Source organism: Phytobacter sp. V69 (assembly GCF_965644215.1).
In the GTDB taxonomy this organism is placed as follows: Bacteria; Pseudomonadota; Gammaproteobacteria; order Enterobacterales; family Enterobacteriaceae; genus Phytobacter.
This window is the reverse complement of record NZ_CBFFRL010000002.1, coordinates 31,402-45,468: the sequence shown is the minus strand read 5'-3', so window position 1 is coordinate 45,468 and position 14,067 is coordinate 31,402. Positions and strand designations below refer to the sequence as shown.

Sequence of the window (14,067 nt, the reverse complement as noted above, 5' to 3'; positions counted from 1 at the left end):
AAACAGTCACGATTACCGCAATTTCATTCACATCAAAGACAATTACTTTTCCTTATATTCATGCCCAATATTGCAAAAAGAATGTCACTCTCGCAAAACAGTGACTTTATGCAGTCAACCCCTCAGTAGCAGTATAAAACTCTGCAAAGTACTCACAGGATAGTACGGTAACGCAATAAGCGCGCTTTGCGATAGTGAGTCAGATCACAGAACGAAGCGGGTCCCAACAGGCTTCCCGCACTGTAAAAAAGGTTAAATATATTTATATATCAAATAATTAGATTAGTTTTATCACATTTCTGTATAAATAAGCCTGGCATTTGACCTGAATAAGGATTCCCGATAAGTTGGGAATCCGCTGGAAGCTTTCTGGATGAGCGGTCTGCTCATCATATTTATGCAGTTATTGAGATTCCCTCTTAAGCAAGTCCTCAACACTTGTGTACCGATGCGAAAAGGAAATTAAAGAGGGCGACATGCGAGGCTATATATAAGCCCCGTCGCCATGCTCTTGCTGTGCCCGTGCGCAATCGGTATGAGATGGGAATCCCGCAGAGCCTGGGGAGGTTCACTGATATGTTGTACGATAAATCCCTTGAGAGGGATAACTGTGGTTTCGGCCTGATCGCCCACATAGAAGGCGAACCTAGCCACAAGGTAGTGCGTACCGCGATACACGCACTGGCCCGTATGCAGCACCGTGGCGCAATTCTCGCTGATGGTAAAACCGGCGACGGTTGCGGTCTGCTGCTGCAAAAACCCGATCGTTTCTTCCGAATCGTTGCGGAAGAGCGCGGCTGGCGTTTAGCCAAAAACTATGCCGTTGGTATGCTGTTCCTGAATAAGGATCCAGAGAAAGCCAGCGCATCTCGCCGTATTGTAGAAGAAGAACTTCAACGTGAGACCCTGTCTATTGTCGGCTGGCGCGATGTGCCAACCAACGAAGGGGTACTCGGTGAAATAGCCCTCTCCTCGCTGCCTCGTATTGAGCAAATTTTCGTTAATGCCCCGGCCGGCTGGCGCCCGCGTGATATGGAACGCCGTCTGTTTATTGCCCGCCGTCGCATTGAAAAACGTCTGCAGGAAGATAAAGAGTTCTACGTTTGTAGCCTCTCTAACCTGGTAAACATCTATAAAGGTCTGTGTATGCCAACAGACCTGCCACGTTTCTATCTGGACCTGGCAGACCTGCGTCTGGAATCGGCCATTTGCCTGTTCCACCAGCGCTTCTCCACTAACACCGTACCGCGCTGGCCGCTGGCACAGCCGTTCCGCTACCTGGCACACAACGGTGAGATCAACACCATCACCGGTAACCGTCAGTGGGCACGTGCGCGTACCTACAAATTCCAGACTCCGCTGATCCCGGATCTGCATGATGCCGCGCCGTTCGTCAACGAAACCGGCTCTGACTCCAGCTCCATGGATAACATGCTCGAACTGCTGCTGGCAGGCGGGATGGATATCGTGCGCGCCATGCGTTTACTGGTTCCGCCAGCCTGGCAGAACAACCCGGATATGGACCCGGATCTGCGCGCATTCTTCGACTTTAACTCCATGCACATGGAACCCTGGGATGGCCCGGCGGGTATCGTGATGTCCGACGGTCGTTTCGCGGCCTGTAACCTGGACCGTAACGGCCTGCGTCCGGCTCGCTATGTCATCACCAAAGACAAGCTGATCACCTGCGCGTCCGAAGTGGGCATCTGGGATTACCAGCCTGACGAAGTGGTCGAAAAAGGCCGCGTCGGCCCGGGCGAACTGATGGTTATCGATACCCGCGGCGGGCGCATTCTGCACTCCGCCGAAACCGATGACGATCTGAAAAGCCGCCATCCGTACAAAGAGTGGATGGAGAAAAACGTCCGCCGTCTGGTGCCGTTTGAAGATCTGGCCGATGACCAGGTTGGCACCCGTGAAATGGATGACGACCTGCTGACAAGCTATCAGAAGCAGTTTAACTACAGCTTCGAAGAGCTGGATTCGGTTATCCGCGTCCTCGGCGAAAACGGCCAGGAAGCCGTCGGCTCAATGGGTGACGATACCCCGTTTGCCGTGCTTTCCAGCCAACCGCGTATCATTTACGACTACTTCCGCCAGCAGTTCGCGCAGGTGACTAACCCGCCGATCGACCCGCTGCGTGAAGCGCACGTGATGTCGCTGGCCACCAGCATCGGCCGTGAAATGAACGTCTTCTGTGAAGCAGAAGGCCAGGCGCATCGCCTGAGCTTCAAATCACCGATTCTGCTGTACTCCGATTTCACTCAGCTCACCACCATGGAAGAGGATCACTATCGCGCGGATGTCCTGGACATCACCTTCGATGTGACCGAAACCTCGCTGGAAGAGACGGTGAAAGCACTGTGCGATAAAGCCGAACAGATGGTGCGTAACGGCACCGTGCTGCTGGTGCTGTCTGACCGCAACATCGCCAAAAACCGCCTGCCGGTTCCGGCACCGATGGCGGTAGGGGCAATCCAGACCCGTCTGGTTGAGAAAAGCCTGCGCTGCGATGCCAACATCATCGTTGAAACCGCCAGCGCCCGCGACCCGCACCACTTTGCCGTGCTGCTGGGCTTCGGTGCCACTGCGATTTATCCGTACCTGGCCTACGAAACGCTGGCGAAGCTGGTCGACAACAAAGCCATTGAAAAGAATTACCGCACGGTGATACTGAACTATCGCAACGGCATCAACAAAGGGCTGTACAAGATCATGTCCAAAATGGGCATTTCGACGATTGCCTCTTACCGTTGCTCGAAACTGTTTGAAGCCGTCGGTCTGCACGAAGACGTTTCCGAACTCTGCTTCCAGGGCGTGGTCAGCCGTATCAGCGGCGCCGGTTTTGCTGACTTCCAGCAGGATCTGCTGAACCTCTCCAAACGTGCCTGGCTGGCGCGTAAACCGCTTGAAGCGGGTGGTCTGCTGAAATACGTTCACGGCGGCGAATACCACGCCTATAACCCGGATGTGGTGCGTACGCTGCAGCAGGCAGTGCAGAGCGGTGAATACAAAGACTACCAGGAATACGCGAAGCTGGTGAATGAGCGTCCGGCAGCCACACTGCGCGACCTGCTGGCCATCACCCCGAACGGCGAAGCGGTCAATATCAAAGATGTTGAACCGGCAAGTGAGCTGTTTAAACGCTTCGACACCGCGGCAATGTCCATCGGTGCCTTGAGCCCGGAAGCGCACGAAGCACTGGCGGAAGCCATGAACAGCCTCGGCGGCTTCTCCAACTCCGGCGAAGGCGGCGAAGACCCGGCGCGTTACGGCACCAACAAAGTGTCACGCATCAAGCAGGTGGCTTCCGGTCGCTTCGGTGTGACTCCGGCGTACCTGGTCAACGCTGACGTGATTCAGATTAAAGTTGCTCAGGGTGCGAAACCGGGTGAAGGCGGTCAGTTACCGGGTGATAAAGTCACGCCGTACATTGCCAAACTGCGCTATTCCGTACCGGGCGTGACGCTGATTTCCCCACCGCCGCACCACGATATCTACTCTATCGAGGATTTGGCGCAGCTGATTTTCGACCTGAAACAGGTCAACCCGAAAGCGATGATCTCCGTGAAGCTGGTTTCCGAACCGGGCGTCGGCACCATCGCGACCGGTGTGGCGAAAGCCTACGCGGACCTCATCACCATCGCCGGCTACGATGGCGGTACCGGTGCGAGCCCGCTGTCGTCCGTGAAATACGCCGGCTGTCCGTGGGAACTGGGCCTGGTGGAAACCCAACAGGCGCTCGTCGCCAATGGTTTGCGCCACAAAATTCGCCTGCAAACGGATGGCGGTCTGAAAACCGGCCAGGACATCATTAAAGCGGCTATCCTCGGTGCAGAAAGCTTCGGCTTCGGTACGGGCCCGATGGTCGCACTGGGCTGTAAATACCTGCGTATCTGCCACCTGAACAACTGCGCAACCGGCGTGGCAACTCAGGATGACAAACTGCGTAAAAACCACTACCACGGCCTGCCGTTCAAAGTGACTAACTACTTTGAATTTATCGCCCGCGAAACCCGCGAGCTGATGGCACAGTTGGGTGTGACCCGTCTGGTGGATCTGATTGGCCGTACTGACCTGCTCAAAGAGCTGGACGGTTTCACCGCTAAACAGCAGAAACTGGATCTGTCGAAACTGCTGGAAACCGCCGAACCGCATCCGGGCAAAGCGCTGTACTGCACGGAAAACAACCCGCCGTTCGACAATGGCGTGCTCAATGCACAACTGCTGCAACAGGCGAAACCGTTTGTGGACGAACGCCAGAGCAAAACCTTCTGGTTTGATATCCGCAACACGGACCGTTCCGTCGGTGCAACGCTGTCTGGCTATATCGCTCAGCACCATGGCGATCAGGGCCTCGCGTCAGACCCGATTAAAGCGCACTTTAGCGGTACCGCAGGCCAGAGCTTTGGCGTGTGGAACGCCGGTGGCGTTGAGCTGTACCTGACCGGCGATGCCAACGACTATGTGGGCAAAGGCATGGCTGGCGGCCTGGTGGCAGTACGTCCGCCGGTCGGCTCAGCCTACCGTAGCCACGAAGCCAGCATTATCGGTAACACCTGTCTGTATGGCGCAACCGGTGGCCGTATGTTTGCCGCTGGCCGTGCGGGTGAACGTTTCGGCGTGCGTAACTCCGGTGCGATTACCGTCGTGGAAGGTATCGGCGATAACGGTTGTGAATATATGACCGGTGGTATCGTCTGTATCCTCGGTAAAACAGGCGTGAACTTCGGCGCGGGTATGACTGGCGGCTTCGCTTACGTACTGGATGAAGACGGCGAGTTCCGCAAACGAGTGAACCCGGAGCTGGTGGAAGTGCTGAGCGTCGATGACCTCGCCATCCACGAAGAGCATCTGCGCGGTCTGATTACCGAGCACGTGCAGCATACCGGTTCTTCTCGCGGCGAAGAGATTCTGGCTAACTGGCCAGCCTTCTCGGCGAAATTCGCACTGGTTAAACCGAAGTCCAGCGATGTGAAAGCACTGTTAGGTCACCGTAGTCGTAGCGCAGCAGAGCTGCGTGTGCAGGCGCAGTAAGGGGCAGCAATGAGTCAGAACGTATACCAGTTTATCGACTTACAGCGCGTTGATCCGCCAAAGAAACCGCTGAAGATCCGTAAGATTGAATTTATTGAAATCTACGAGCCATTTTCCGAAGGCCAGGCCAAGGCGCAGGCAGATCGCTGCCTCTCCTGTGGTAACCCGTACTGCGAATGGAAATGTCCGGTCCATAACTACATCCCGAACTGGCTGAAACTGGCCAACGAAGGACGTATTTTCGAGGCGGCTGAGCTGTCTCACCAGACCAACACCTTACCGGAAGTCTGTGGCCGCGTTTGCCCACAGGACCGCCTGTGTGAAGGTTCCTGTACGCTGAACGACGAGTTCGGCGCGGTGACCATCGGTAACATCGAACGCTATATCAACGATAAAGCGTTCGAGATGGGCTGGCGTCCGGATATGACCGGCGTGAAGCAAACCGACAAACGCGTGGCGATTATCGGTGCAGGTCCGGCAGGTCTGGCATGTGCCGACGTGCTGACCCGTAACGGCGTCAAAGCCGTAGTGTTTGACCGTCACCCGGAAATCGGCGGCCTGCTGACCTTCGGTATCCCGGCCTTTAAGCTGGAGAAAGAGGTGATGACTCGTCGTCGCGAAATTTTTACCGACATGGGTATCGAGTTCAAGCTGAACATCGAAGTGGGTCGTGACGTGCAGCTCGATGATCTGCTGAAAGATTACGACGCGGTATTCCTCGGCGTCGGTACCTATCAGTCGATGCGCGGTGGTCTGGAAAACGAAGATGCCGATGGCGTATTCGATGCGCTGCCGTTCCTTATCGCGAACACCAAGCAGATCATGGGCTTCGGTGACTCCCCTGAGGAACCGTATACCAATATGGAAGGCAAACGCGTGGTGGTTCTGGGTGGTGGTGATACCGCGATGGACTGCGTACGAACCTCCATTCGTCAAAACGCGAAGCACGTTATTTGTGCCTACCGTCGCGATGAAGAGAACATGCCGGGCTCCCGCCGTGAAGTGAAAAACGCGCGTGAAGAAGGCGTGGAATTCCAGTTCAACGTGCAGCCGCTGGGTGTGGAAATCAATGCCAACGGTAAAGTCTGCGGCGTGAAAATGGCGCGTACCGAAATGGGTGCGCCGGATGCCAAAGGCCGTCGTCGTGCGGAAATCGTTGCGGGTTCTGAGCACGTGGTTCCTGCTGATGCAGTAGTGATGGCGTTTGGTTTCCGCCCGCACAGCATGGAATGGCTGGCGAAACACAGCGTCGAGCTGGATTCTCAGGGCCGTATTATCGCACCGGAAGGTAACGAGAACGCGTTCCAGACCAGCAACCCGAAAATCTTCGCCGGTGGCGATATCGTTCGCGGTTCCGATCTGGTGGTAACCGCGATTGCCGAAGGCCGTAAAGCGGCAGACGGCATCATGAACTGGCTTGAAGTATAAGGGTTTTCCCGAAAAATCAGGACAGGTAAGAAAAAGCCGGATGGTACACCATCCGGCTTTGTTTATGCCGTAAGCAGACTGGTATTAACGCCGGTAGATCCCATCGGTCAGGTAATCCGGCCAGTTCTTCTCAAAGAAGATCGTCGACAGATCGTCAAGCGTGCGTAACGCCTTCGGTTCAACGACAAACCCGCCGTGGCGCCAGGTCACCTGCAATTGCTCCTGCCGGTGCTCCGCCTTTTCGGAGAGAAAACGAAACTCAGACAGCACGCCTTCACGCGTTTGTGGGGCAACATCGCCCTGCGCTGAGCACAGCATCCGTGCGCCACGACTGCCACCACCACGGGCAATATAGGTTTCCAGCGCCACCAGTAACGCTTCCGATGCCAGCGCCATTTGCCGCCACTGGAGGCTAAACGCCGCCTGGTTTGGATGGGTTATCGCCACCCCGTTTTGCACAATACACTGATTGAGCCGACGCGCCGCCTGAACGGCACCGGGTACCCGCGCGGCATCGCAGACAAACCCGGCGCGCTCGCTCATGCGCTGCTGGATTTCGTCGCGAACATCCTCAATCCGCAACGCCTGAGGATGTTCGCTGTCACGTTGGATCTGCAGCAGCAGCTCAGCCGCTTCGGCGGTAAAAACCGATTGCGATGCCGTACGCGGGGTCGCAGCAATATGCTTCGCACAGCGTAGCCCAAAGACCTGTCCGGCATTCAACGCCGCGCCGCCGGGACGCGTCACACCGTGGGTGCCCGCCGCTTCGCCAATCGCATAGCAGCCGCTTAGCGACGAATGGCCCCATGTATCCACCGCAATCCCGCCATTCATATGCTGGTGATTGACGTTAAACGGCAGCGGCTGCGTTGTCAGGTCATGACCATGATGTTTATAGAGCTCGATGACCAGTGGGTTCATCCGTTGCAGACGCGCAATGGGCAGCTCCAGACAGGCATTGTTATTGCGCAGATAGTTGTAAACATCCTCGTCCAGATTGCCGATGGCGAACGGTTCATCGCCCGGTACTGGCAACGGATTACGATTGAAATCCATGTAGATGGTGCGCCCGGCCTGCGACTCGTTGTAGATAGCCAGGTCCACCAGGCTGGAGCCAAAATCGAGCATCCGCGTGGCGTGAATCGGCCACTGATATCCTTTACGAAAGATATTTGAGGCCAGTTCTCGCGTGGTGCGATAGTAGCGGGCAAGGAAGTTATGCTCCTCGCCCTGACCATCTACCGAGTAGATATACGGCATGCTCTGCACGTAGGTCCCGGAAAGGTTCCAGGGGAACTCATCCCGGCGCGTGCCGATGCCAAACTGATGTTCCGTCAGATTGACCGTCGCCACTCCCGCCTCCAGCGCCAGCCCCAGCGAACCAAAGCAGCGTTTCGGGTAGACGCTGTCGCGAAACAGTTCGCCCGGCCCGCCAGCCGCCAGCACTACCGTCGCACTGCGCATCAGGCACAATCCCCACGGGTTATCCTCCTGACGTGCGCCTTTCACAATCGCCAGCACCCCGGCAACCCGACGCTGTTCCCCTTCGCCTTCGGTCAGCAGACGCACCGCCGTCGCATGATCGAAAAACGGCACGCCAAGCAATACTGCCTCTTCCGCCAGTACTTTCACCATCAGGCGGGAAGTCCGTGGCCCACAACTGGTGGCGCGTCCGACTTCATCGTGATCGGTCTGGTAGCGCAATACGGCGCCGTAGCGATCTTCCGGCAAGGGCAAACCGATGCTTTTCAGGCCGATAAACGCCTCCACCGAACCGACCGCCTCTACATACGCGGTATCGGCATCCATCGCGCCGCCTGCGCCAATCGCGCCGGCAAGAGCCGTAAAATTATCCCCCCGAAAGCTGGTCGAAGCAGTATGCAGGGTCTGTTTATCCGACCCGGAGCAGGCCGAGGTTCCCCAGAACAGTGTCTGGGTCGCCACCAGAACATCGACTTTACGGCGGCGCAACTCTACCGCGGCACGCAGCCCGGCGGCACCGCTGCCAATCACTAACGCCTCGCTGCGGTAGACCGGAATACGGTACCCCTCGACTTCCAGCATCTGCTGCGGCTGTGCCATCGTGACATGGCGCGGCATGGACACATTCGTAAGCGCTTCTAGGATCGATTGCGGGATCGCTGTGGTCATGTTTTACCTCGTTAAACGCGTGATGACAGTCCTGATATTTCCATCTCTTTTACTGGCCTGGACGCTTTACGTACCCCCAGCAGCAGTACCGAACTGACGACCATCACGCAGGCCGCGACGAACCAGACGGTAGACATGGAATATTTATCCGCGAAATACCCGTCCATAACGGGCGAAATGCCACCGGCCGTCATACCGACATTCATGACAAAGCCAATCGCAGAACCGCGAAGCTGCGGTGGCACCAGTTCGGCAGTGAACGAAAGTACCAATGGCGTGATCGGATAACCGAGCAACCCCAGGAACAACACCAGGAACAACACCAGGATCACTACGGCAAAGACCGGCAATTGCAAGACCATCGCAGCCATTAGCAGGCTGCTGGCGAGCGTGATACCAATCAGCACTGCGCGCTTACGGGAGAAATCCCCCCGGTCACACAGACGCCCAAGCAGGAAGCCGCCCAGTGCCCCGGTCAGCCCCAACAGGCTGGCAACCGTCCCTGCGGTACTGATAGACAGCTGTTTCACATTCATCAGGAAGGTCGGCGCCCACAGCAGGACAATCCACCAGCCGCTCAGCAGCAGGAAGTAATAGAACGCCATCAGCATCACGGACTGGTTACGAAAGAGCTGTTTTAACGGGACTTTTTCTTTTGCCGTGGCGACAACAACTTTTTTCGGCTCGTTTTTCACCATCACGGTATACGCCAGCGCCACCAGCAGACCCAGCGCCCCGGCCACATAAAACACGACGCGCCAGCCGTACACCGGACCTAACATCGCGCCAAGCCAGGTACCGAAGAAGCCACCAATCGGATAGCCCATCCAGTACAATGACATCACCGTCGTACGCTGCTTCTCGGTGGTGACGTTGGCCACTTCCAGCGATGCTGCGGGCCAGAAGACCCCTTCACCGATCCCGGTCATCACACGGTAAAAGATCAACGACGTCAGGCTGCCTGCGACACCGGTCAGGATCGTCGCGAGCGAGAACATCACCAGGCCAAGAATCAGTACCGGTTTGCCGCTGAGTTTGTCGGCGATAATCCCGGAGATAAATAAGAAGCCAATAAAGCCGTAGAAGAACGAACTCATCAGGATCCCGGACTGGGCTCTACCGAGCCCAAAATCCGTTGCGATAAGTCCAATGGCGGAAGAGACAGTCATACGGTCGACGGAGTACATCATGTAGCCAAGGCCACACAGTACCGACACCAGTATCATCTTTTTTGTATCTGTATTCATAATTCCCTCGACTAACCTGGTAAGACTGACGAGACATCAGATACAGCCAAAATCTGATTAACAATGTGTTAAATGACGCGCTTTGCAGGTAGCGAGCACCGTATCCGGGTCGCGTTGCCACCAGTCGTGTTCGGAGAAAATCTCCACTTCGTGTGCCCCCTGATACCCCAGAGCTTCCACCGCCTGACGGGCCGCGCGAATATCGATCACGCCATCCCCCATCATGCCGCGATCCAGCAGCAGATGCTGTGTCGGCACCAGCCAGTCGCAGATATGGAAACCCAGGATACGTTTACGTCCGGCGCGCTCTACCTGCTGGAAAAACTTCGGATCCCACCAGGTGTGATAGAGATCGACAGCCATCCCTAACCCGTCATCACCCAGTTCATCGCACAGGTCGTTGGCCTGCTCCAGCGTATTGACGCAGGCACGGTCTGCCGCATACATCGGGTGCAGTGGTTCAATCGCCAGCGGCATTCCCACCTTGCGCGAATACTCCAGCAGGCGACCCAGGCCATCCCGCACCTGGCTGCGAGCCCCGGCAATATCTTTCGAATCGCCCGGCAGGCCGCCGACCACCAGCACCAGACAGGTGGCATTCACTGCCAACGCCTCATCCACCGCCCGGCGGTTATCGTCATCCGCCGCACGACGCGCCGCCTCATCGATGCCGGGGAACATCCCGCCGCGGCAATAGCCGCTGACGGTCAGTTCATTACTGCGGATCATCTGCGCGGTACGTTCCAGGCCAAGTGCCTGAACCTGGTCGCGCCACGGCGAGATGCCGCGGATTTCATGACGGGCGCAGCCGTCGATAATCTTATCCAGCGTCCACTGCTGGCGGACGGTGGCGGTATTCAGCGATAAACGCCGTGGATCGGGCTGTTGCATACGGCCTCCTTAGCGCACCAGTGACGGAACATCGACCCAGCGGCGCTCTTTCCAGCTTTGCTGGCGCCAGTTCAACCAGTTGCACCCCTTTCGCCCCCTCCAGCAGGTTCCAGCGGAAATCGATTTCGCCGTGCACATGGCGCAGGAACAACTCCCACTGCACTTTGAAGGCGTTGTCATAAGTGGTGGTGTCTGGCACCGGAGACCAGTCTTCGAAGAAGTCGTGCGTCTGGCGGACATCCGGATTCCAGACCGGTTTTGGCGTATTGACGCGGGATTGCGTCAGGCAGTCTGTCAGGCCTGCCACGGCAGAGCCGTTCACGCCATCCACCTGGAAGGTCACCAGGTCATCACGGCGTACGCGGACACACCAGGAGCTGTTGATCTGCACGATGGTGCCGTTTTTCAGCTCAAAGGTGGCGTAAGCGGCGTCGTCAGCGGTGGCTTTATAGGCCTTGCCCTGCTCGTCAAAACGTTCCGGAATATGGGTCGCGCCCAAGCAACTGATGCTTTTGATTTCGCCGAACAGGTTGTCGACGACGTAGCGCCAGTGACAGATCATATCGAGGATGATGCCGCCGCCATCTTCCTGGCGGTAGTTCCAGGACGGGCGCTGGGTTGGCTGCAAATCGCCTTCAAATACCCAGTAACCAAACTCACCGCGCACCGACAGCACCTGACCAAAGAAACCGGCCTGGTTGAGCATTTGCAGTTTACGCAGCCCCGGCAGCCACAGTTTATCCTGCACGACGCCATGGCAAACGCCCTGCTGCTCCGCGTAGTGATAAAGTTCGACGGCTTCTGCCAGGCTTACCGCGACCGGTTTTTCGCAGTAGATATGCTTGCCGGCGGCGATGGCTTTTTTCAGTAAGCCCGGACGCGCCTGGGTGGTAGCGGCATCGAAAAAGATGGTGTCGTTCGGGTTGACCAGCGCCGCATCCAGGTCCGTGCCCCAACGGCTGATACCGGTTTGTTTCGCCAGTGCGGCAATTTTTTCTTCATTACGACCAATCAGGATCGGATCCGGCATCAGTCTGTCGCCATTCGCCAGCTCAACGCCGCCCTGTTCACGGATTGCCACGATGGAGCGGATCAGGTGCTGATTTTTGCCCATCCGCCCGGTTACGCCATGCATGATGATGCCAACGGAAATTGTAGCCATTGCTGTGCCTCGCGATTAAAAGTGGGATTTATTCAGGCCGCCGTCGACATCAATAATTTGACCGACAGTGAAAGGTAAATTGCCGCTTGCCAGCGCATCGACGACCACGGCAATGTCCGTCGGCTGGCCCCAGCGTTTCATAGGCACCAGACCGCCGCCGATCAACTGGTCATATTTCGGTTTCACGCCGCTGGTCATGTCGGTTTCGATAATGCCAGGGCGGATTTCATAAACGCCGATGCCTTCTTCCGCCAGGCGTAGTGCAAACAGCTGGGTCACCATGCTGGCGGCCGCTTTTGATACACAATATTCGCCCCGGGAAATCGACAGGCTGTGGGCGCTGCACGAAGTAATATTGATAATAGAGCGATGCTGGTCGTTTAATTCGCCCTGCTGGAGCATGGCGCGCGCGGCTTTCTGGCAAAAAAAGAACATTGCCCGGGTATTAACATCCTGGCAATACTGGTAATTCTCCGCGGTGACTTCCAGCAGGTCGCCACGCTGCTTTGCCGCCGTCCCGGCGTTATTGACGACACAATCCAGTCGCCCCCAGCGTTGTAAAACGGCATCCAGCATCCCTTGCTGGAGCGTTAAATCAGAAACATCACCCGGTAAAGCCAGTGCTTCGATGCCAAATTGTTGTAATTCCGCTACCATGGCTTGTTGTCGGGCGCGACCTTCTTCGTTATCGCGTCCGTTAATTGCGACGTGAAATCCGGCTCTGGCAAGCGCCAATGCACACGCTTTACCAATTCCCCGTGTCGAGCCTGTCACCAATGCTACCGGACGTTGCGAATGGATCATGAGCATACTCCCTGATGAGTGCCAAACATTTCAACTAATCAGTTGAAACTACGAAAGCAGTATAGAAAGAGAGAAAAATTAAATTCATGATCGACATCTCAAAATCAACCAACTGGTTGATTTATTTAAAACTACAATTAAAACAATAAATTGAATGGAGAATCTATGAAAGGGGAAGCCAGAACGAAGCGCAGGCATGATCCGGATCTCACAAAAAGCCTGATTCTCGATGCGGCAAAGAAGGAGTTCGCTGAAAACGGTTTTGACGGGGCGAGGATTGATCAGATCGCCGCGACAGCGAACGTGAACAAGCAGCTGATTTACTATTACTTCGAGAACAAGGACACGCTGTTTACGCATGTGCTGCAGGTAGCCTACCGGGATATTCGTACCAAAGAGGCCGCCCTGGAGCTGGATCATCTGCCTGCCCGTGATGCAGTACTTGAGCTGATGGATTTCACCTGGCACTACTACCTTGAGAATCCGGAGTTTATCCAGCTACTCAACAGTGAAAACCAACTCAAAGCGCGTCACCTCAAGGGCGTGGACACCATTGTGCCCATTAACAGCAGCTGGCTTTCGATTACCCAGCGTATTCTGGAACGCGGTCAGCAGGATGGGACGATCCGACCGGGCATCGACGCGATGCAGCTAAACATCACGATGTCGGCACTGGGTTTTTTCTATCTGATTAACCAGTCGACGCTGTCGATCATCTATCAGCAGGATCTTAAGCGTCCGGATGCGCTGGTAACGAGGCGTAAGGTGATGCGGGAAACGATCTCGTGTTGGCTGGCGCCGGGATCGCAGGCATAAAAAAAGCAGGGTCGATTGACCCTGCCTTGTGTTACTTCACCACACGCAGCGATGGACGCCCGCCGCGCGGTGGAGGATCGTCATCCGGATCGTTATCGTCCGAGTGGTCGGGTTTGTCGCCGTCGATAACCGACATCACCGTCTCGCTGTCCGGCAGAGATGTTTCGTCGTCGTCATTCATCGTGACCACGCTTTCATCGTATGCCGTTTCAGGTTCAAACATCGTGCCCGCACCGTTTTCACGTGCGTAAATAGCAAGAACAGCGGCCAGCGGCACTTCAACCTGACGCGGGACGCCGCCGAAGCGCGCGTTAAAACGCACTTCGTCATTCGCCAGCTCAAGATTACCTACAGCTCGCGGCGCAATGTTCAACACGATTTGCCCGTCGCGCGCATACTCCATGGGTACGCGCACGCCCGGCAACGTGACATCGACCACCAGATGCGGGGTGAGCTGGTTGTCGAGCAACCACTCATAAAAAGCCCGCAGCAGGTAAGGACGACGCGGTGTCAGCTGCGACAAGTCCATTC

The 14,067-nt window shown here is 56.2% G+C and carries 9 protein-coding genes; 3 read left to right on the top strand and 6 right to left on the bottom strand.

The features are described from left to right. Positions 1 to 576: 576 nt before the first annotated feature. Positions 577 to 5,037, top strand: coding sequence for a glutamate synthase large subunit (gene gltB, locus ACSZPU_RS00630; protein ID WP_498994453.1), 4,461 nt, complete (start codon positions 577 to 579; stop codon positions 5,035 to 5,037). A gap of 9 nt (positions 5,038 to 5,046) precedes the next feature. Continuing rightward, the gene (locus tag ACSZPU_RS00625) at positions 5,047 to 6,465 is read left to right on the top strand and encodes a glutamate synthase small subunit (RefSeq protein ID WP_498994451.1); all 1,419 of its coding nucleotides are present in this window, start codon (positions 5,047 to 5,049) and stop codon (positions 6,463 to 6,465) included. 84 nt (positions 6,466 to 6,549) lie between these two features. Here the strand turns inward: ACSZPU_RS00625 and ACSZPU_RS00620 are convergent, their stop codons facing one another. From ACSZPU_RS00620 to ACSZPU_RS00600, 5 genes are read right to left on the bottom strand one after another with little or no spacing between them, the layout of a single operon-like run. Continuing rightward, positions 6,550 to 8,616 carry an FAD-binding protein gene (locus tag ACSZPU_RS00620; protein ID WP_498994449.1) on the bottom strand — a complete coding sequence of 689 codons (2,067 nt, stop codon included), beginning with the start codon at positions 8,614 to 8,616 and terminating at the stop codon, positions 6,550 to 6,552. Between the two features lie 11 nt (positions 8,617 to 8,627). Then, the gene (locus ACSZPU_RS00615) at positions 8,628 to 9,863 is read right to left on the bottom strand and encodes an MFS transporter (RefSeq protein ID WP_498994447.1); all 1,236 of its coding nucleotides are present in this window, start codon (positions 9,861 to 9,863) and stop codon (positions 8,628 to 8,630) included. 57 nt (positions 9,864 to 9,920) lie between these two features. Continuing rightward, positions 9,921 to 10,754: a sugar phosphate isomerase/epimerase family protein gene (locus tag ACSZPU_RS00610; RefSeq protein WP_498994445.1), complete on the bottom strand. Its 834-nt coding sequence runs from the start codon at positions 10,752 to 10,754 to the stop codon at positions 9,921 to 9,923. Then, positions 10,684 to 11,916, bottom strand: coding sequence for a Gfo/Idh/MocA family protein (locus ACSZPU_RS00605; RefSeq protein ID WP_498994443.1), 1,233 nt, complete (start codon positions 11,914 to 11,916; stop codon positions 10,684 to 10,686). Before ACSZPU_RS00605 ends, ACSZPU_RS00610 begins: the two co-directional genes overlap by 71 nt. Positions 11,917 to 11,931: 15 nt before the next feature. Beyond that, complete coding sequence (locus tag ACSZPU_RS00600) at positions 11,932 to 12,720, bottom strand: 3-ketoacyl-ACP reductase (protein WP_498994441.1); 789 nt, start codon at positions 12,718 to 12,720, stop codon at positions 11,932 to 11,934. Positions 12,721 to 12,885: 165 nt separating this feature from the next. Between ACSZPU_RS00600 and ACSZPU_RS00595 the strand changes: the two genes are divergently transcribed. Continuing rightward, on the top strand, positions 12,886 to 13,536 hold the full coding sequence (locus ACSZPU_RS00595; protein ID WP_498994439.1) for a TetR/AcrR family transcriptional regulator: 651 nt from the start codon (positions 12,886 to 12,888) through the stop codon (positions 13,534 to 13,536). Positions 13,537 to 13,567: 31 nt separating this feature from the next. Here ACSZPU_RS00595 and sspB read toward each other — a convergent pair whose 3' ends face one another. Further along, positions 13,568 to 14,065 (bottom strand): ClpXP protease specificity-enhancing factor, encoded by a 498-nt coding sequence (sspB, locus tag ACSZPU_RS00590; protein WP_498994437.1) that lies wholly within the window; start codon positions 14,063 to 14,065, stop codon positions 13,568 to 13,570. Between the last annotated feature and the right edge of the window lie 2 nt (positions 14,066 to 14,067).

Bases quoted from the DNA above. Each gene is read 5' to 3' on its own strand.
- ACSZPU_RS00600 (WP_498994441.1), bottom strand. From the start codon at position 12,720: ATGATCCATTCGCAACGTCCGGTAGCATTGGTGACAGGCTCGACACGG.
- ACSZPU_RS00605 (WP_498994443.1), bottom strand. From the start codon at position 11,916: ATGGCTACAATTTCCGTTGGCATCATCATGCATGGCGTAACCGGGCGG.
- sspB (WP_498994437.1), bottom strand. From the start codon at position 14,065: ATGGACTTGTCGCAGCTGACACCGCGTCGTCCTTACCTGCTGCGGGCT.
- ACSZPU_RS00625 (WP_498994451.1), top strand. From the start codon at position 5,047: ATGAGTCAGAACGTATACCAGTTTATCGACTTACAGCGCGTTGATCCG.
- ACSZPU_RS00615 (WP_498994447.1), bottom strand. From the start codon at position 9,863: ATGAATACAGATACAAAAAAGATGATACTGGTGTCGGTACTGTGTGGC.
- ACSZPU_RS00595 (WP_498994439.1), top strand. From the start codon at position 12,886: ATGAAAGGGGAAGCCAGAACGAAGCGCAGGCATGATCCGGATCTCACA.
- gltB (WP_498994453.1), top strand. From the start codon at position 577: ATGTTGTACGATAAATCCCTTGAGAGGGATAACTGTGGTTTCGGCCTG.
- ACSZPU_RS00620 (WP_498994449.1), bottom strand. From the start codon at position 8,616: ATGACCACAGCGATCCCGCAATCGATCCTAGAAGCGCTTACGAATGTG.
- ACSZPU_RS00610 (WP_498994445.1), bottom strand. From the start codon at position 10,754: ATGCAACAGCCCGATCCACGGCGTTTATCGCTGAATACCGCCACCGTC.